The organism is Ureibacillus sp. FSL E2-3493, assembly GCF_038077515.1.
GTDB classification, from domain to species: domain Bacteria; phylum Bacillota; class Bacilli; order Bacillales_A; family Planococcaceae; genus Ureibacillus; species Ureibacillus halotolerans.
In genome coordinates this window covers 3,697,501-3,715,447 of the sequence record NZ_JBBOPK010000001.1, presented here as the reverse complement: position 1 = coordinate 3,715,447, position 17,947 = coordinate 3,697,501, and the positions used below count along the sequence as shown (strand labels likewise).

The window sequence follows — 17,947 nt, the reverse complement described above, 5'->3', positions numbered from 1 at the left end:
AGTTATTCCTCCTTCAAAATAAGTAGGTTAACAACTGTAGTATGTGCGAAAGAAAACAAAAAACACTCAAAAATGAGTGTTTTAAAAATACAAATAAAACTATTTGGCAATGGCAACTTGCACATCGTCTAAAAATGTTATTTCTACTGCTTCAGTTAGAATATCTGTGTAGCTATAAGAAACGCGTTTACAAGCGTTATCTTCTTGATCGAGCTCAACTACAAATACTGCGTGATAAGTTTCACTAAGTACTCCATCACACTCAACCGTTTTCTTGCGACCTCCGTTTGCTTTTAATCGCAAACGTTTACCCAAATGACAATCTAGAGACTTTTTAATGTCAGCTAACGTTTTTGGCATTTTCGCATACACCTCACTATACCTAGTATAGCCCATTATTGGTTACTTGTCAACAAATTATAATATTTTATCAGCAGATAAAATTGTTGTCAACTTTTTTTGCATAAAAAAGTATTGGAATTTAATAAAAAAATGACACGTTTCATATTATTGTGTATTGCAAAAATGAGAATAAAGTGCATCTGCTAATTTTGCAAACTCTTGGATAGATAAAGTTTCCCCTCTTCTTGCCGGTTCAATACCACATTGTTCAAGGGCATCTAATATTTGTTGCTTCTTTTCCTTTCCTGAAGGAAGACCCGATTGCAAATTGTTCAAAATCGTTTTTCTACGTTGTGCAAAGGATGTACGGGTAACCTCAAATAAGAAATCTTCATCGATTACTTTAACTGGAGGTTCATCATGCTTAATTAATCGAATGACAGCAGAGTCTACATTTGGTTGAGGCATAAATACCGTTTTTGGTACAACCATTGCCACTTCTGCTTTTACATAATATTGAATAGCGATTGATAAGGAGCCATATTCCTTCGTACCAGGTTTTGCTGTTATACGATCAGCTACTTCCTTTTGCATCATGACAACAAAGCCGCGAATTGGTAAACGATCGTTTAATAATTTCATTAAAATAGGTGTTGTCACATAATAAGGTAAGTTTGCCACAACCATAATATCTTCAATACCTGGCATCTCTTTCTTTATTACTTTTTCTACATCTGCTTTTAATATATCGGAATGAATAATTTTAATGTTATCGTACGGACTTAATGTATCCTCTAATACCGGTAGTAAACGTTGATCGATTTCGAAAGATACAACTTTTTTGGCAGCCCGCGCAAGATGTTCAGTCAATGCCCCGATACCAGGTCCAATCTCAATCGCACCACTATCTTTCGTTAAATTAGCATGACTTACAATATTACGTAATATATTTGGATCAATTAAAAAATTTTGTCCTAAACTTTTTTTAAATGAAAATCCATATTTATTTAAAATTTCCTTTGTACGAATAGGTGTTGCGATATCTTTATACATTTTGCTCCTCCTGATCTAGTTGGGCTACTGCTTGACCAAATTGTTCAACAGTAATTTGAAACATGGTAAGTCGTTTATGCAATTGTTTGCCATTTGTCATTCCTATATTCAAAATTTCACCTAATCTTAAGCGACGATTTTTAGATTGGGGGTGTCCTATTAATCGAGCAACTAATAAATCTTCCATCGTAATTTCGGCTTCTATATGACCTTGAGCATTCGGTGTATAAACATTACTTAATGCTTCTCGAATATCTTCATCCCGGGCATGTTCAATTCCAAGTCCTTTGCCGTTTTTTGCAATGGTTTTTTCTTTAGCTAAAAATGCATGCTTTACTCCTGGTACTCTCTCCTCAATGATGGCACGAATACGCCGCCCTGGATAATCTGGATCTGTAAAAACGATAACGCCCCGTTTTTGTTGAGCATGCTCAATACGTCGAAGGATTTCCTCCGAAATAGCCGAACCGTTTGTCTCTATTGTATCAGCATTAACAGCACGTTTAATGGCCGTTGTATCATCTTTTCCTTCTACAACGATGATTTCTTGTATATTCAAAAATATACCCCTCTTTTCAAACAATCTGTGACTATAATAACATACAATAGTGTAAACGTCGTTTTAGTAATTTATAATTCATAACCAACGTATATAATGCATCCAAAAAATAAATATCCGCCTGTAAAACAGGCGGTTTTAGTAACGCCCTATAAGGGCTCCTTACTAACTGCCCCTAAAGGGGCTTTTTTAATTGACCGTCAACCGTATTTGTTCTTTAATCTCGTTTAAATGGGTCTATATATTCTCTACTCGTCATTTGATCACGTAATCGATCTTCAGCTTCTTGTTCCCTAATGTATTTTGCTACCGCTTTTTCGTTAAGACCTACTGTAGTGACATAATATCCTTTTGCCCAAAACGTTCGATTTCCGTGTTTATATTTTAAATTTGCATGTCTATCGTGAATCATTAAAGAACTCTTTCCTTTTAAATAGCCTACGAATTGTGATACGGATAATTTTGGAGGAATTTTAACCAGCATATGTATATGATCTGGCATTGCATGTCCTTCTATGAGTTCTACGTCTTTCATTTCACATAGACGTCTTAAAATCGCTCCGATGTCTTTTCTTAATTCACCGTAGATTACTTTCCTTCTGTATTTTGGTATAAAAACTATGTGATACTTACAATTCCATCTTGTGTGTGATAAACTATTGTCGCTCGACATTGAGCAAAACTCCTCTCGATTTGAATTTGGTTTGACGGCCATTTTCATTATATCGAGAGGAGTTTTTAATTCCATCTCCATTACCACCCTAAAAGTATATTTTCACACGTGCAGAGCACGTGGTTTTAAAAGAATTAATAAAAGAGTCTTCCCATTTACAGACAGGAAGACTCTTTTAAACATTTTGGTTGATCAACTAATCTTTTGAAAGCTTAATAGACTTAATTTAAAATTTTAATGCGGACTTTTTTCCGTCCCCAATTATTGGCTTCTTGTTTCGAGCTTACAAAGACATCAATTTTATTTCCTTGGATGGATCCACCCGTATCTGCAGCGATCGCATTACCATACCCTTCAACCCAAACTTTCGATCCTAATGGAATTACATTTGGGTCAACCGCAATAACTTTCATACCAGAATTGGCTTTTAAGTTAAGACCTGTGGCAGAAACGCCTGAACATCCTTTACAGTCTGCAGTGTAAGCAGTAGCCGTTACATAAAATTCTTTGCTATTTTTTGAAGAAGAACTATTACCACGAGAAACTGTAGCTGTTACTACTTTTGTACCAACTGCGACAACTTCTGTTTTTGGTTCTTTCAAAACTTCTTCTGTTTTTAGCTTTTTATCTACTACTTTACCATTTTCTTTCGTAACTTCATAAGTGCGAGCTATTTTTCCTTCCTCGCCCTCTGTGACTACCTTTTCTTTTCCTTTTAGTAACGAAGAGTCTGATTTCGTCTCTACTGCAAAATCAACCGATTCTTCCACTACATCGGTAACCTTTTCTACACGAACAACTGTGATTTTATCCTCTGGAGTGATAACAGCCTCCAAATCATTTTCAACACGATCAAACTCATTAAGCTGAATTCCCTGTTGTTTCAAAAAGTTAGCGACCGTAGTCGAAGTGGACCAAACTTGTCTTTCCTCTAAACCATCGACAAGCGTTAACTGAAACGCCTTTTGAATATCGATTTTGTTATCTGCTCCTACTTCTGCGTCCAAAGCAACTGATAATTTATCATGCTCTGTTACTTCGATATTTGCTTCTTCCAAAATGTTCTTCACTTTACTTTCAGTTGTCCAAACCTTTGACTCTTTTCCGTCAACTGAAATAGTTACTTCTTTAGCTTGTTCCCAATCAATCGTCATTCCACTGACGATCTTGGTGTTCAGTGAGGGTGATACTTTATCATATTCAGAAACGGCAATACCTTCTTGTTGTAAAAGTTCGCCTACTGTATTTGCGTGTGTTAATAATTCTTGTTCTTTACCGTTTGCATTTACAACAACCGACTCTTTTGTTCCTTGATAAGCAACAAAAGAAACTACTGAAACAAACAGGATAAGAGATATAATTCCTACCACTGTTCGCTTACTCCTCAATGATCCTGAGAACAAGTTTTTCATGGAAATTTTTGACATGAAAAACGCCTCCTTGACACTCGTTGGATTATACGGGCTACTTTTTTAGCTGTCAACCAATTAAATTTTTATAAAAAATAGTCCATTTATTTTAATCCGTCTTAAACGCAGTATTGGAGACGTTTCGGATTCTTATTCATCGAGTTTAAAAAATTTAATAGCATTTGAAGTTGTCACTCTTGCAACTTCGTCAACTGTTAACTCTTTTTGACGAGCAATTTCTTCAGCAACTAACGGTACATAGGACGGTTCATTCCGCTTACCTCGATAAGGATGGGGTGCCAAATATGGAGCATCTGTTTCAATCATTAAATGCTCTAATGGAATTTCTTTTGCAACTTCTTTTGGCTGGCGTGCATTTTTAAATGTGACAGGACCACCTAGACTAATCATGAAATTCATTGCAATGCACTCATGAGCTGTTTCAACACTACCGCTAAAACAGTGCATAACGCCCCCAACCGACGCAGCATTTTCTTCCCGTAATATTTTTACAACATCCCCAGTTGCTTCGCGATTATGAATAACGATTGGCAGTTTTAACTTTTGTGCTAGATGAATCTGTTTACGAAATAGTTCTTGTTGCACATCTTTAGGTGATTTATCCCAGTAGTAATCTAAACCCGTTTCTCCAATACCGACTACTTTAGGATGAGCGGCAAGTTGTTCAATCCACTCCAAATCTTCTGGTGTGCAATCAATTGCATCAACAGGATGCCATCCAATTACTGCATAAATAAATTCGTACTCATCTGCTAGTTTCATGGCTTTTTCGATTGTTTTTCGATCAAAGCCGACTACTACCATTTTTTCAACTTTCGCTTCAATTGCTCTCTCGATTACTTGTTGCAAATCTTCTTCATACTGATCTGCATTTAAATGGACATGTGTATCTATAAACATCTTCAATCTCCTCACTCATTTTATTGGAATAAAATATTTCTTAGTTGACATTCAAATTACAGATTTGTTACACGGATATCTTTTTATGTCATAAAACAATTTTTACATTACATTTTTTTGATAGAATTTACCTATTTCGACAGATTATGTTTTCTCCTTTATTATGACAATATAGTTTTAAAGTCACAATTTTTCTAGTGAAAAGCCTGTTGAACTTATCTTGTTCAACAGGCTTGAAAAGTTAAAATCCTTATTTAACTTTCGCTCCATTTTGCAACTTCGGATCAACGGTAGCAAGGGTTAATACACCATCATGGGAACCTGCTAAAATCATACCTTGTGAAAGCTCACCACGTAGCTTAACTGGTTTTAAGTTTGCTACAACTATGACTTTTTGCCCAACTAACTCTTCAGGTTTGTAATATTGAGCTATACCCGATACAACTTGACGTTGTTCATATCCAAGATCCACTTGCAGCTTTAATAATTTATCTGCTTTAGGAATTGGTTCACAAGCTGTTACCGTTGCAACCCTTAAGTCGATTTTCATAAAATCATCAATTGAAATTTCAGGAACATCTGAAACTTCAACTTCTGTCTTTTTCTCCTCTTCTTGAGGTGTTTTCACCGAAGCTCTCATTTGTTCTCTAATATAAGCAACTTCAACTTCAACATCTAAACGAGGGAAAATTGGTATTCCTTTTTCTACCACTTTTATATTTTCCGGAATAACATTCCCAAATGTTTCAATTGTTTCCCAATTTAAATAAGATTCGTCTAAACCTAATTGTTCGACAATTTGTTTAGGTGTTGACGTCATAAATGGTTGTAACATTACGGCAATATGACGTAAACTTTCAGCCAAATTATACATGACTGACGCTAATTTACCTTTATTTTCTTCATCTTTTGCCAATACCCAAGGTTGTGTTTCGTCAATATATTTATTCGTACGAGAAACAAGGGACCAAACATCGGATAATACAACGCTAAATTGCATTTTCTCCATATTTTGCTCGTAAATTAAACGAGTTTCTTTTGCGTGTACTTTAAGGGCAGCATCGAACTCAGTTTCTACTAGTTTTTTCGTTGGAATAATACCATCAAAATATTTGTTCATCATTGAAACGGTACGATTCAATAAGTTTCCTAAGTCGTTTGCTAAATCAAAATTCGTTCTTTCAACAAATGATTCTGGAGAAAATACGCCATCAGCACCAAAAGGTAGCTCGCGAAGTAAGAAGTATCTCGTTGCGTCTAATCCATAGCGTTCAATTAACATTTCTGGATAAACGACATTCCCTTTCGATTTCGACATTTTTCCATCTTTCATCATGATAAAACCATGGGCAAATACTTTTTTAGGTAATGGTAAATCTAAAGCCATTAAGAAAATTGGCCAATAAATTGTATGGAAACGAACAATATCTTTCCCTACAACTTGTACATCAGCTGGCCAGTATTTATTGAATAATTCTTCATTATCTGATCCGTATCCTAAAGCTGTTATATAGTTTGATAAAGCGTCCACCCAAACATAAATAACATGCTTTGGATCTCCAGGTACTTTAATACCCCAATCAAATGAAGTTCTTGAAACAGATAAATCCTCTAAACCAGGTTTAATAAAGTTATTTATCATTTCATTTTTACGAGATTCTGGCTCAATGAATTCAACATTTTTTTCGTAATATTGTAATAATCGATCCGCATATTTCTTCATGTTGAAGAAATATGATTCCTCTTTTACTTTATGAACCGGACGTCCACAATCAGGACAGTTTCCATCTACTAACTGGGTTTCAGTGTAAAAAGATTCACAAGGTGTACAATACCAGCCTTCATATTCCCCTTTATAAATGTCTCCATTATCAAGGAATTTTTGGAAGATTTTTTCTACACTTTTTGTATGGCGCTCTTGTGTAGTTTGAATAAAATCATCGTAAGAAATATCCATTAAAGACCAAAGTTTTTTTGCTGCATCTGCAATTTCATTAACGTACTCCTGCGGATGTTTCCCTGCTTCAGATGCCTTTTCTTGAATTTTTTGACCATGCTCGTCCATACCCGTTAAAAAACGAACATCATATCCTCTTAATCGTTTATATCGTGCCATCGTATCTGATGCCACAGTTGTATATGCTGTACCGATATGAAACTTACCACTGGGATAATAAATTGGGGTTGTTATATAAAATGTATTCTTTTCACTCACTTAAAATGGCCTCCATTGTCAAACTGTATAGTGTTTATTTTATCGAAGTAAGAAAATTGTTTCAATGAAAGAATATTATTACAGAATGTTGTCGAAAAATACTATTAGTAAAAGGTGTAAATTTGGTGGAACTTTCCAACTAAATTGAACGTTTTATATTAATAATCTATATTTTTAAATCAGAAATCCCGTTTATGTATCAAATGTTCACAACTATTTCACATCAATATTAAACCATTAATGCTAAATAATTGACGTTTATGGCATTACTTGGTATGATTCTAATCAGACAGAGAATAATGTCGAATTTTGGCGAAACAAAAGAAAATAATATAATAAACAATCCATAGGAGGAAATATTGTCATGAAATCAACAGGTATCGTTCGTAAAGTCGATGAATTAGGACGTGTAGTTATTCCGATCGAGCTTCGTCGTACATTAGGCATTGCAGAAAAAGATGCGTTAGAAATTTACGTTGATGACGATAAAATCATTCTTAAAAAATATATGCCTAACATGACTTGTGCTGTAACTGGTGAAGTTTCCGATGAAAACTTCCGTCTTGCTGGAGGCAAATTAATTTTAAGTCCAGAAGGTGCAGAAATTTTAATGAAAGAAATCCAACAACATATTTCTAAGTAAGAACTATAAAAAAGCGTTGCTAACTTTTAAATCATTAAAAATAGCATACGCTTTTTTTATTTTTATCATACTGTTTTATACATGATATTCCTGGTAAACATCTCTTTTTGCTAGCCCTCGAAGTTTAGCAACTTCTTTAATGGCTTCTTTTGAATTCATTTGTTTTTCTTCTATTAGATAGTCCACATGTTCTACTAGAGATAAACTTGTCCAATAAGATTCTTGCTCCTCTTCGATTTCACCAATTATATTCCCTTCAATAATGACACAAAATTCTCCACGTATTTCATTTTCACTTACCCATTGGACTGCTTCTGAAATTGTACCGCGCAAAAACTCTTCAAATTTTTTCGTGAGCTCTCGGGCTAACACAATCTTTCGATTTCCTAGAATAAGTTCCAAATCCTTTAAAGTTTCCTTTAAACGGTGTGGAGCCTCATAGAAAATGATTGTTTCTTCCCGCTTCGCCAATTTTTCTAACTGTTGTCGACGTTCCTTTTTATGACGATTTAAAAATCCAAAGAAATAAAATGGCTGCGGTGTAATACCTGATGCAATTAATGCTGTTAAAGCTGCATTGGCACCAGGTATAGGAACAACGGCAAAATCCTCTTCTATAGCTTTCATAACAATATCTGCTCCCGGATCCGAAATACATGGAAGACCTGCATCACTTACTAAAGCAACCGATTTCCCTTCCCGTAAATACCCTAAAAGTTTCTCCCCACCTTTCTCTAAATTATGTTCATGGTAACTTACTAATGGGGTTTGAATGTCAAAGTAATGACATAATTTTTTTGTATTACGGGTATCCTCAGCTGCAATGACATCTACTTCTTTTAAAATACGCAACGCTCGTACTGTCATATCTTCTAAGTTCCCTATAGGGGTTGCAACTAAATAAAGACAGCTTCCCTGTTCATGTTGACTGCTCTTTTGTGATTTCATCAAACGTCTCTCCCAATATATTTCAATTTTTCGCTTCGTTTTAACTGTTTAAAGGCATACTCGGCTCGCATTGCTTCTTGCTTTGTAGCATAAGTTTCAAAATAGATACACTTAACAGGGCGATGGGCCTTCGTATATTTCGCACCCTTTCCTGCATTATGGGTTGCTAATCGTTTCTCCAAATTGTTTGTATAGCCAGCATAAAGAGATTGATTTGCACATTCTAAAACATAAAAAATATGACTATTTTTTGTCTCCATAAAGAATTTCACTCACTTCATCCGTATATTGATTATTCTCATCATATACATACAATGGTGGTAATACTTTCAAATCAGGTTTCCCGTCCTTTATGCCTTCTATTAATAAAGTATTTGCTTCTTTCTCGAATTTAGGATACACAAAGCGGATTCGTTTTGGTTCGAGACGGTGAGCTCTCATTGAAGTAACAATATCTAAAAGTCTTCCCGGACGATGAACAAATGCAGCTTTTCCGCCTTGCTTTAACAACCGACTGGCAGATTCGATTGCCTCATCTAAAGTTAAATGAATTTCATGTCTAGCAATGGCATAATGTTCACTAACATTTTTATCGCTTAATTCATGGGCTAAAAAATACGGTGGATTACATGTAACCACATCATATTTTTCAATACCTAACTGGGGTGGAATTTCTTTCACATCACCTTGAATCATTTTAATTTGATCTTCTAACCCATTGTACTTTATACTCCGCTCAGCCATATCATATAGTCGATACTGCAATTCTACTCCTATAATGTCTGCCTTTGTACGCGCACTTAAAAATAGAGGTATTACACCATTTCCCGAACATAAGTCCACTACTTTACCCTTATTTACTGGAACACTAACAAATCTTGATAATAACACTGCATCTAATGAAAAAGAAAAGACGGACGGACTTTGGATAATTCTTAAATCTTCAGCCAATAAATAATCCAGCCGCTCATCATCCTTTAACCATTGCTCCACAAAATATCCTCCATTCAAAAATACTCTTATCAAAAGAAAAGACTGAAAACCACATTTGTGGTATCAGCCTTTTGAACAAAATCTTTGGTGTATCGGCACCGCTTTGATGCATTTATGTATGCCTCTAGATAGTTATCTATGACATCACCAAACTAACCATTATCCACACTACTAACTTTTTTAGGTTTTGTAATGGATAAAGTTTAAGCATTTTGTTTATTTAAAAACGATAGACAAAACAAGCAATCTTCACCTTTTCGAGAACTACCAAAATGAACGTGACAAACGTGGAACCCTTCTTGGTAAAGACGCGCTAAATTATCATATCCTTCTCCAATATCTAACAAGCTCATTTTTTCATTTTCGCTACGTTCATCAGAAGTATCGTTGGATAATAGCTCTTCTAGACGTCTACGAAGGTGAAGATTTTCCGTTTGAATTGCCTGATGATCTTCCACCATATGTGCAACATATTTTTTTAAGTCATTATATTGTTGCTGTAGCGATTCGAGCTGTCGTTCGAATTCCATAACCGAATCTAAGAAATTGCGGTCCTTCACTCAAAACCACCCCACTTGTTCATCTATATCAAATTTTTCTCGCATTCAATAATTTCGTCTAATGTATATTCAACAGTTCGTTCCTGCTCTTCTAAAAACACTTGAATTAATCGTTCTAAAACATTTATCCCTACTACTTTACCTGGGCCATCAGGCGTCATCGTAGAGTCTCCGATATCTGGCATACCTTCTTTAGCCACTTCATAATCGTCATTTTCATATTTTAAACAACACATTAAGCGTCCACAAAGACCAGAAATTTTTGTTGGATTAAGCGATAAGTTTTGGTCTTTCGCCATTTTAATCGAAACGGGATCAAAGTCTCCTAAAAATGTTGAACAGCATAACATTCTTCCACAAGGACCTATCCCGCCAAGTAATTTTGCTTCATCACGTACACCGATTTGACGTAATTCAATACGTGTGCGGAAAATAGAAGCTAAATCCTTTACTAACTCACGGAAATCAACTCTTCCTTCAGCAGTAAAGTAAAAAATAATTTTATTACGATCAAATGTATATTCAACATCAACAAGTTTCATTTCAAGGTTATGTTCGCTAATTTTTGTACTAGCAAGTTCAAAAGCTCGTTGTGATTCTTGTGTATTTTCCTCAACTTGAATGCGATCTCGTTCATCAGCAGGGCGTAGTACTTGTTTTAAAGGTAAAACAACATCATTTTCTCCCACTTGCTTCATTGGCACGACGATCTTTCCATATTCAACCCCTCTTGCAGTTTCTACAATGACATATTGCCCTTTTTCCAGTAGAAATACGCCGGGGTCGAAATAATATATTTTACCCGCTTTTTTAAAGCGGACTCCAACTACATTATACAAATGTATACCCCTCCTGCAGGTTAAGCATTAACTGCTCCATCATAAGCGTTCGATTCATGTTGCGCCCTAAATTTTGCCTTGCTTGCAATATTGCTTGCATTTGGTTAGATAAGCGATTATACGTTGTATGTAACGCTTGCTCCTTCCAGCTTTGTAACATATCTGGATATGTACAAGAACTTTCAGGATTCGCCTTTATTGCTACAATATCACGATATGCAAAAAGTAGTAAATCTAACGCTTGCTCCATCTCTTCTTTTTCTTTAAAAGAAGGTATCCAATCTTCGTACACAACGAGTAAAGCTTCGTGTACATTTTTTCTTACTGTCTCTACTAATTTTAACACTGTTTTTCTTGTATGTGCAAACTGCTCATCATTAGCTAATGAAATGGCAGTTTCTAAACTGTTGGTAACCATACTAACTGTTGAAGCCATTGAGAAAGTGATACCTTGTTCCTGTAGTTGCTTTAATAAAATATTTCGCGGAATGGAAGCAAATTTTATATGCTGGCAACGTGATTGAATGGTTGGAAGAATAGACTGATAACTTTCCGTTAGCAATAAAGCCGTTACTTCACCCTCAGGCTCTTCTAAAAATTTCAGTAATGTATTAGCAGAAGCTATATTTAGACGGTCTGCATGGTGAAGAACATAAATCTTACGTCCTTCTTCAATACTTGTTTTCGTCATACCGGAAATCAGGTCTCGAATTTGGTCGATTTTGATAAATTGTCCGTCTGGTTCTAACTGTTTTACATTTGGATGATTGCCAGTATCAATGCGTTTACAGTTTCGACATGTTTCACATGGAACATTTTTCGACGAGTTCAGACACAATAATAGTTTTATGAAGAATATTGCGAACTCCCTTTTTCCTGTTCCTTTTTCCCCATCAAAAATATACGCATGGCCTGTTCTATTTTTTTCAAAAATCGTTTGTAATTGCTTCATCACTACTGGTTGTAACACCTTCAGTTCTTCCACATTTCCTGCCATTTCTTTCACCTTTTTTCTTAAACGACTATTTCTACTTTTTTATTTCTTTTAGAAAAAACCCCGTGTCCCATACAGGAAAGAAGACACGGGTTCTACATATATAAATTAACTAACAATCCTTTAATTTCTCCAATTTTATCAAGCAAATCGATTGTATCCTTCTCTTCACTTAAAATATCTTGTGCAAGTTCAACTAGACGTTCATCTATTGTTTCCACAATTTTTAGACGGCGCCCTTCTCCAAAACGATTCCAAGTATGAGACTGTTTCATATCTAATCCATATTCAACTGCCTCTTGTAAAAAACGTTTGATGAGCATTTTAAAACGAGTAAGTTCCCGTAAGTTACGAGATCTAGCAACACGATCACCAGCAGCAGAAATATCGCCCATTAATCTTGTTAACTGTTCCGTTTGTAATTTCGAACCTTGTTTAACAAGAATCTCACCAAAACGATTCCCTGATTGGTGCATATGTTTTAACTCATTAGGATTCGCTTTTAAACCTACACGTAAATTTTGATCTATCTTCAATACCTTTCGCCTCCACCCAATCTCATAAAAGGCTAGTATATAAAGCAGAGATATCGATTTAAAAAATCATGAATCTCAGTCTAGCCAATCCTATTCATTCCTTCAATCTTTATAACTGAATAGGATTAAAAATGGTGGAACTGTTCAATAGGTAATACAAAAACTGTAGCTCCCCCAACTTCAACTTCAATGGGATACGGGATATAAGAGTCTGCGTTACCACCTAACGGAGATACAGGTGACACCATTTGTTCACGGGAACGGCAATTATCTCGAATAATATCAAGTAATTGAGGAATCGATGAATCCTCTGTTCCAACAATAAAGGTTGTATTTCCTGATCGTAAAAAACCACCAGTACTTGCTAATTTTGTCGCACGAAAATTATGCTTTGTTAATGCACTAGACAAACGGTTACTATCTTGGTCCTGAACGACTGCAACAACTAACTTCATCCGTACTCACTCCCCATATATTGAATTGGTGTTCTTATTATAGCATACATAGTATGCCTACTTCATTTACTTTCCTCTAAAGTCTCACTTAAAAGATGCCAAACATCTTCTACTACTTTATCTATAGGCTGGTCAGCATTAACTACTTTAATTCTATTAGGATAACGCTTTACTAATAGTTGATAACCTTCTCTTACCTTTTCATGAAAAGATAAGCTCTCTACATCAAGTCTATTCACTTCCCTGTCATTGTGTGAATGAATTCGGGCTAGTCCTACTTTCGGTTCTAAATCAAACAATATTGTCAAATCCGGCATTCGTTTTCCGATGGCAAATTCATTTATTGCTAAAACTTCATCTATTCCAATTCCCCGGGCATATCCTTGATAGGCTAAGGATGAATCAATAAAACGATCACATAATACAAGCTTTCCCTTTTGGATTGCTGGTTCAACTTTTTCAAAGAAATGTTGACTTCTTGCAGCAGCATATAATAAAGCCTCTGTTCTTTCGTCCATAGCGGTATGCTCCGGATTTAATATAACTTCACGTATTTTTTCCGCAATTTCAATACCCCCTGGCTCCCTTGTTGCCATTATGTCGATCTTTAGTTGTTCGAGACGTTCCACTATTTTAGTTAAAATCGTCGTTTTTCCTGCCCCTTCTGGACCTTCAAACGTTATAAATAAGTTTCTTTTCATTTCTATATTCCTCCGGCTGCTACTTTATGACGTATATGAGCTTTTCATTTAGGCGATGTTGTCCTTGAAAAGCTGCACCTACTGCAAGTAACTCTTCTAATTGGCTTAATTTTGATACAGTAACTTTTTCTCCAGGCAAAAATAATGGCACTCCAGGTGGATACGGAATAAGCATACTTGCTGATACTCTTCCAATGGCACGCATATAAGGCACCCATTCCTTTTCTAACTGTTCTATTTCGTCATAAGAGTATTCTGGAATGGAAACTGTCGTATGATTATGACTAGGTACTACTGATGGAATTAGCGTCTCATTTTCCTTTTTTAATGTTGATAACGCCTCTTTAAAACGTATGCGAGCATCTGCAAAGGAATATGGCTGTTCATGTTTTAATAACGGTAATATGACGAGCACTTGATATAGGTCTGCTAGTTCTACATAAATACCTTGTTGCTCAAGTGCCTCCTTTAATTGGAATCCGCTTTTACCAGGTATACGAATTAAAAGTTTTAATGGATCATCCACTTCAATTACTTGAAGCGGATGTAGTGAGCGTAATGCCTCAATCCATTGATTACGTTTTTCCATTAAATATACGGCATCACTCTCTAAATAACTACTTATATAATCTCTAGCATCATCCAGTGAAGCCAGTAATAAATAGGATGGACTACTAGATTGTAACATTCTTAAATAATGATTCACTTTTTCTACATCAATCAGTTGTGAATTTACATGTAAAAAGGAGGACATTGTCATAGCAGGTAATGTTTTATGGGCTGATTGCACAACAACATCAGCACCTAATTGTAAAGCAGAAGTAGGAAAACTCTTACTCGCTATTAAATGGGCACCATGGGCTTCATCAATTAATACAGGAATGTCCATTTCGTGGCACATATCTATTTGCTGTTTTAATGCTTCTTCTCCCGCTACCCCATAATAAGTTGGATAGGTTAGTAAAACCGCTTTGGCATCAGGATGAAGTTGCAATGCCTCCTGTAAAGTGGCTGTTGGTACTTCTCCTGCTGTTAAAGACACTTCATCCCATCTAGGAGCAACAAATATTGCTTTAGCACCGACTAACTCCAACCCATGGAAAATAGATTTATGCGCGTTTCTCTGTACGATGATTTTGTCATTTCTTTTACACGTTGCATATATCATTGCTAAATTACCAACTGTTGAACCATTTACTAAAAAAAAGCTACGTTGAGCACCATAAGTTTTTGCTAATAAAATCTCTGCTTGTTTTATCGCTTCTTCAGAATGGTGATAATCATCCAAACCAGTTAATTCTGTTAAATCATATGTAAGGGCAGTTTTTATTTCATTTGGTAATGACGATAACAAACCGCTTTTATGTCCTGGAACATGCCAACTTAACGGCTTTTGTTCTACGAAATGTTGTAAAGCCGTAACGATCGGTCTTTCCCTTTTCATTGTCTCACTCCGTTCATTTCTCTTTCTATATTATAGTGCTTCTATAGAATTCACGCACGATTTTGAATGTATTTTAGAAGAATCCTTTATCTTTAATTTTCTCTATTTTGTAATCATCGGCGTACTGAAACTTCTAATTATTGGGGCTTTTTGGGTATAAAAAAGACCACTGAATCTCAGTGGTCTCTATTTGCCTAGCAACGTCCTACTCTCACAGGGGGCACCCCTCAACTACCATCGACGCTTTCTGCGAAGCGCGATGACACGTCGGAAAACTGCGTCATCTGCGTCAGTCCGATGCTCATGTACCAAGTACACTCCGCTTCGGGCCTCCTTGATTCCTTGTTTTCCTCGGTCCTCCCACTTCTCGAGGTTTTCCTTCTGTATTTTTGATTGTTCTTGAACGCGCCGATTAAAGCCTTCGGCTTTTGTTTATTGGGGGCTTTTTGGATATAAAAAAGACCACTGAATTTCAGTGGTCTTTAATTGCCTAGCAACGTCCTACTCTCACAGGGGCACCCCTCAACTACCATCGACGCTTTCTGCGAAGCGCGATGACACGTCGGAAAACTGCGTCATCTGCGTCAGTCCGATGCTCATGTACCAAGTACACTCCGCTTCGGGCCTCCTTGATTCCTTGTTTTCCTCGGTCCTCCCACTTCTCGAGATTTTCCTTCTGTATTTTTGATTGTTCTTAAACGCGCCGATTAAAGCCTTCGGCTTTTTGTACGTTGGGGGCTTTTTAGGTATAAAAAAGACCACTGAATTTTCAGTGGTCTCTGTTGCCTAGCAACGTCCTACTCTCACAGGGGGTACCCCTCAACTACCATCGACGCTTTCTGCGAAGCGCGATGACACGTCGGAAAACTGCGTCATCTGCGTCAGTCCGATGCTCATGTACCAAGTACACTGCGCTTCGGTCCTCCTTGATTCCTTGTTTTCCTCGGTCCTCCCACTTCTCGAGGTTTTCCTTCTGTATTTTTGATTGTCCTTAAACGCGCCGATTAAAGCCTTCGGCTTTTTGTACGTTGGGGGCTTTTTAGGTATAAAAAAGACCACTGAATTTTCAGTGGTCTCTGTTGCCTAGCAACGTCCTACTCTCACAGGGGGAAGCCCCCAACTACCATCGGCGCTAAAGAGCTTAACTTCCGTGTTCGGTATGGGAACGGGTGTGACCTCTTTGCCATCATCACTAGACTATTTAGTTGAGAGCTTGTTCTCTCAAAACTGGATAAAGACATTGAATGCATTCAAGATTTGGTTAAGTCCTCGATCGATTAGTATTCGTCAGCTCCATGTGTCACCACACTTCCACCTCGAACCTATCTACCTCATCGTCTTTGAGGGATCTTACTTACTTGCGTAATGGGAAATCTCATCTTGAGGGGGGCTTCATGCTTAGATGCTTTCAGCACTTATCCCGTCCACACATAGCTACCCAGCGATGCCTTTGGCAAGACAACTGGTACACCAGCGGTGTGTCCATCCCGGTCCTCTCGTACTAAGGACAGCTCCTCTCAAATTTCCTACGCCCACGACGGATAGGGACCGAACTGTCTCACGACGTTCTGAACCCAGCTCGCGTACCGCTTTAATGGGCGAACAGCCCAACCCTTGGGACCGACTACAGCCCCAGGATGCGATGAGCCGACATCGAGGTGCCAAACCTCCCCGTCGATGTGGACTCTTGGGGGAGATAAGCCTGTTATCCCCGGGGTAGCTTTTATCCGTTGAGCGATGGCCCTTCCATGCGGAACCACCGGATCACTAAGCCCGTCTTTCGACCCTGCTCGACTTGTAGGTCTCGCAGTCAAGCTCCCTTGTGCCTTTACACTCTACGAATGATTTCCAACCATTCTGAGGGAACCTTTGGGCGCCTCCGTTACCTTTTAGGAGGCGACCGCCCCAGTCAAACTGTCCACCTGACACTGTCTCCTACCCCGCTAAGGGGTATGGGTTAGAATTTCAACACAACCAGGGTAGTATCCCACCGACGCCTCCCTCGAAGCTGGCGCTCCGAGTTCTCTGGCTCCTACCTATCCTGTACAAGTTGTGCCAAAATTCAATATCAGGCTACAGTAAAGCTCCACGGGGTCTTTCCGTCCTGTCGCGGGTAACCTGCATCTTCACAGGTACTATAATTTCACCGAGTCTCTCGTTGAGACAGTGCCCAGATCGTTACGCCTTTCGTGCGGGTCGGAACTTACCCGACAAGGAATTTCGCTACCTTAGGACCGTTATAGTTACGGCCGCCGTTTACTGGGGCTTCAATTCAGAGCTTCGCTAATGCTAACCCCTCCTCTTAACCTTCCAGCACCGGGCAGGCGTCAGCCCCTATACGTCACCTTACGGTTTTGCAGAGACCTGTGTTTTTGCTAAACAGTCGCCTGGGCCTATTCACTGCGGCTCTCTCACGAGAGCACCCCTTCTCCCGAAGTTACGGGGTCATTTTGCCGAGTTCCTTAACGAGAGTTCTCTCGCACACCTTAGGATTCTCTCCTCGACTACCTGTGTCGGTTTGCGGTACGGGCACCTCCCGCCTCGCTAGAGGCTTTTCTTGGCAGCGTGAAATCAGGTACTTCGCTCAATAGAGCTCCCCATCACAGCTTGGCGTATTAGGAAGCGGATTTGCCTACTTCCACGCCTTATTGCTTGGGCGCGC

The 17,947-nt window shown here is 37.8% G+C and carries 18 protein-coding genes and 2 rRNA genes (1 of these 20 cut by a window edge); 1 reads left to right on the top strand and 19 read right to left on the bottom strand.

The genetic code is table 11. The features are described 5' to 3' along the window. Positions 1-99: 99 nt before the first annotated feature. The 7 genes from veg to metG form a co-directional block, all read right to left on the bottom strand. Positions 100-360, bottom strand: a complete 261-nt coding sequence (gene veg, locus MHH69_RS19025; protein WP_122972290.1) for a biofilm formation stimulator Veg — start codon at positions 358-360, stop codon at positions 100-102. Positions 361-507: 147 nt separating this feature from the next. After that, complete coding sequence (rsmA, locus tag MHH69_RS19020; protein ID WP_122972291.1) at positions 508-1,395, bottom strand: 16S rRNA (adenine(1518)-N(6)/adenine(1519)-N(6))-dimethyltransferase RsmA; 888 nt, start codon at positions 1,393-1,395, stop codon at positions 508-510. Beyond that, entirely contained in the window at positions 1,388-1,954 is a 567-nt protein-coding gene (gene rnmV / locus MHH69_RS19015; RefSeq protein ID WP_122972292.1) for a ribonuclease M5, read from the bottom strand. The genes rsmA and rnmV overlap by 8 nt, the downstream gene beginning before the upstream one ends. 217 nt (positions 1,955-2,171) lie before the next feature. Continuing rightward, positions 2,172-2,627, bottom strand: a complete 456-nt coding sequence (gene tnpA / locus MHH69_RS19010) for an IS200/IS605 family transposase (protein ID WP_341362949.1) — start codon at positions 2,625-2,627, stop codon at positions 2,172-2,174. A gap of 221 nt (positions 2,628-2,848) precedes the next feature. Beyond that, the gene (locus MHH69_RS19005; RefSeq protein ID WP_122972293.1) at positions 2,849-4,054 is read right to left on the bottom strand and encodes a G5 and 3D domain-containing protein; all 1,206 of its coding nucleotides are present in this window, start codon (positions 4,052-4,054) and stop codon (positions 2,849-2,851) included. A gap of 132 nt (positions 4,055-4,186) precedes the next feature. Further along, on the bottom strand, positions 4,187-4,957 hold the full coding sequence (locus MHH69_RS19000; protein WP_122972294.1) for a TatD family hydrolase: 771 nt from the start codon (positions 4,955-4,957) through the stop codon (positions 4,187-4,189). A 250-nt stretch (positions 4,958-5,207) separates the two neighbouring features. Beyond that, complete coding sequence (gene metG / locus MHH69_RS18995) at positions 5,208-7,172, bottom strand: methionine--tRNA ligase (RefSeq protein ID WP_122972295.1); 1,965 nt, start codon at positions 7,170-7,172, stop codon at positions 5,208-5,210. Positions 7,173-7,536: 364 nt separating this feature from the next. Here metG and MHH69_RS18990 point away from each other — a divergent pair, with 364 nt between their 5' ends. Next, positions 7,537-7,815, top strand: coding sequence for an AbrB/MazE/SpoVT family DNA-binding domain-containing protein (locus MHH69_RS18990; protein ID WP_122972296.1), 279 nt, complete (start codon positions 7,537-7,539; stop codon positions 7,813-7,815). Positions 7,816-7,890: 75 nt separating this feature from the next. Here MHH69_RS18990 and rsmI read toward each other — a convergent pair whose 3' ends face one another. From rsmI to MHH69_RS18930, 12 genes are all read right to left on the bottom strand, one after another. Beyond that, the gene (gene rsmI, locus MHH69_RS18985) at positions 7,891-8,763 is read right to left on the bottom strand and encodes a 16S rRNA (cytidine(1402)-2'-O)-methyltransferase (RefSeq protein WP_122972297.1); all 873 of its coding nucleotides are present in this window, start codon (positions 8,761-8,763) and stop codon (positions 7,891-7,893) included. Beyond that, positions 8,763-9,023 carry a GIY-YIG nuclease family protein gene (locus tag MHH69_RS18980; protein ID WP_122972298.1) on the bottom strand — a complete coding sequence of 87 codons (261 nt, stop codon included), beginning with the start codon at positions 9,021-9,023 and terminating at the stop codon, positions 8,763-8,765. Before MHH69_RS18980 ends, rsmI begins: the two co-directional genes overlap by 1 nt. Next, on the bottom strand, positions 9,007-9,756 hold the full coding sequence (locus tag MHH69_RS18975) for a tRNA1(Val) (adenine(37)-N6)-methyltransferase (protein WP_122972299.1): 750 nt from the start codon (positions 9,754-9,756) through the stop codon (positions 9,007-9,009). Before MHH69_RS18975 ends, MHH69_RS18980 begins: the two co-directional genes overlap by 17 nt. Positions 9,757-9,959: 203 nt before the next feature. Further along, entirely contained in the window at positions 9,960-10,316 is a 357-nt protein-coding gene (gene yabA / locus MHH69_RS18970; protein ID WP_122972300.1) for a DNA replication initiation control protein YabA, read from the bottom strand. Positions 10,317-10,339: 23 nt separating this feature from the next. Beyond that, positions 10,340-11,155 carry a PSP1 domain-containing protein gene (locus MHH69_RS18965; protein WP_122972301.1) on the bottom strand — a complete coding sequence of 272 codons (816 nt, stop codon included), beginning with the start codon at positions 11,153-11,155 and terminating at the stop codon, positions 10,340-10,342. Beyond that, complete coding sequence (gene holB, locus MHH69_RS18960) at positions 11,148-12,152, bottom strand: DNA polymerase III subunit delta' (RefSeq protein ID WP_341362924.1); 1,005 nt, start codon at positions 12,150-12,152, stop codon at positions 11,148-11,150. The genes MHH69_RS18965 and holB overlap by 8 nt, the downstream gene beginning before the upstream one ends. 92 nt (positions 12,153-12,244) lie before the next feature. Beyond that, entirely contained in the window at positions 12,245-12,685 is a 441-nt protein-coding gene (locus tag MHH69_RS18955; protein ID WP_122972303.1) for a YaaR family protein, read from the bottom strand. Between the two features lie 125 nt (positions 12,686-12,810). Further along, positions 12,811-13,140, bottom strand: a complete 330-nt coding sequence (locus tag MHH69_RS18950; RefSeq protein WP_341362923.1) for a cyclic-di-AMP receptor — start codon at positions 13,138-13,140, stop codon at positions 12,811-12,813. 62 nt (positions 13,141-13,202) lie between these two features. After that, a complete protein-coding gene (gene tmk, locus MHH69_RS18945) occupies positions 13,203-13,841 on the bottom strand; it encodes a dTMP kinase (RefSeq protein WP_122972305.1) in 639 nt (212 codons plus the stop codon). A gap of 19 nt (positions 13,842-13,860) precedes the next feature. After that, positions 13,861-15,285: an aminotransferase class I/II-fold pyridoxal phosphate-dependent enzyme gene (locus MHH69_RS18940; RefSeq protein ID WP_341362922.1), complete on the bottom strand. Its 1,425-nt coding sequence runs from the start codon at positions 15,283-15,285 to the stop codon at positions 13,861-13,863. A gap of 1,081 nt (positions 15,286-16,366) precedes the next feature. Next, positions 16,367-16,482 (bottom strand): 5S ribosomal RNA (gene rrf, locus MHH69_RS18935). A gap of 60 nt (positions 16,483-16,542) precedes the next feature. Then, positions 16,543-17,947: ribosomal RNA gene (locus MHH69_RS18930) — 23S ribosomal RNA — on the bottom strand; it runs 1,515 nt beyond the window's last position.

What these genes read in the sequence shown, in the direction of transcription:
- veg (WP_122972290.1), bottom strand. Translation starts at nt 360, where the DNA reads ATGCCAAAAACGTTAGCTGACATTAAAAAGTCTCTAGATTGTCATTTG.
- rsmA (WP_122972291.1), bottom strand. Translation starts at nt 1,395, where the DNA reads ATGTATAAAGATATCGCAACACCTATTCGTACAAAGGAAATTTTAAAT.
- tnpA (WP_341362949.1), bottom strand. Translation starts at nt 2,627, where the DNA reads ATGTCGAGCGACAATAGTTTATCACACACAAGATGGAATTGTAAGTAT.
- MHH69_RS19005 (WP_122972293.1), bottom strand. Translation starts at nt 4,054, where the DNA reads ATGTCAAAAATTTCCATGAAAAACTTGTTCTCAGGATCATTGAGGAGT.
- MHH69_RS19000 (WP_122972294.1), bottom strand. Translation starts at nt 4,957, where the DNA reads ATGTTTATAGATACACATGTCCATTTAAATGCAGATCAGTATGAAGAA.
- MHH69_RS18990 (WP_122972296.1), top strand. Translation starts at nt 7,537, where the DNA reads ATGAAATCAACAGGTATCGTTCGTAAAGTCGATGAATTAGGACGTGTA.
- rsmI (WP_122972297.1), bottom strand. Translation starts at nt 8,763, where the DNA reads ATGAAATCACAAAAGAGCAGTCAACATGAACAGGGAAGCTGTCTTTAT.
- MHH69_RS18980 (WP_122972298.1), bottom strand. Translation starts at nt 9,023, where the DNA reads ATGGAGACAAAAAATAGTCATATTTTTTATGTTTTAGAATGTGCAAAT.
- holB (WP_341362924.1), bottom strand. Translation starts at nt 12,152, where the DNA reads ATGGCAGGAAATGTGGAAGAACTGAAGGTGTTACAACCAGTAGTGATG.
- MHH69_RS18950 (WP_341362923.1), bottom strand. Translation starts at nt 13,140, where the DNA reads ATGAAGTTAGTTGTTGCAGTCGTTCAGGACCAAGATAGTAACCGTTTG.
- tmk (WP_122972305.1), bottom strand. Translation starts at nt 13,841, where the DNA reads ATGAAAAGAAACTTATTTATAACGTTTGAAGGTCCAGAAGGGGCAGGA.
- MHH69_RS18940 (WP_341362922.1), bottom strand. Translation starts at nt 15,285, where the DNA reads ATGAAAAGGGAAAGACCGATCGTTACGGCTTTACAACATTTCGTAGAA.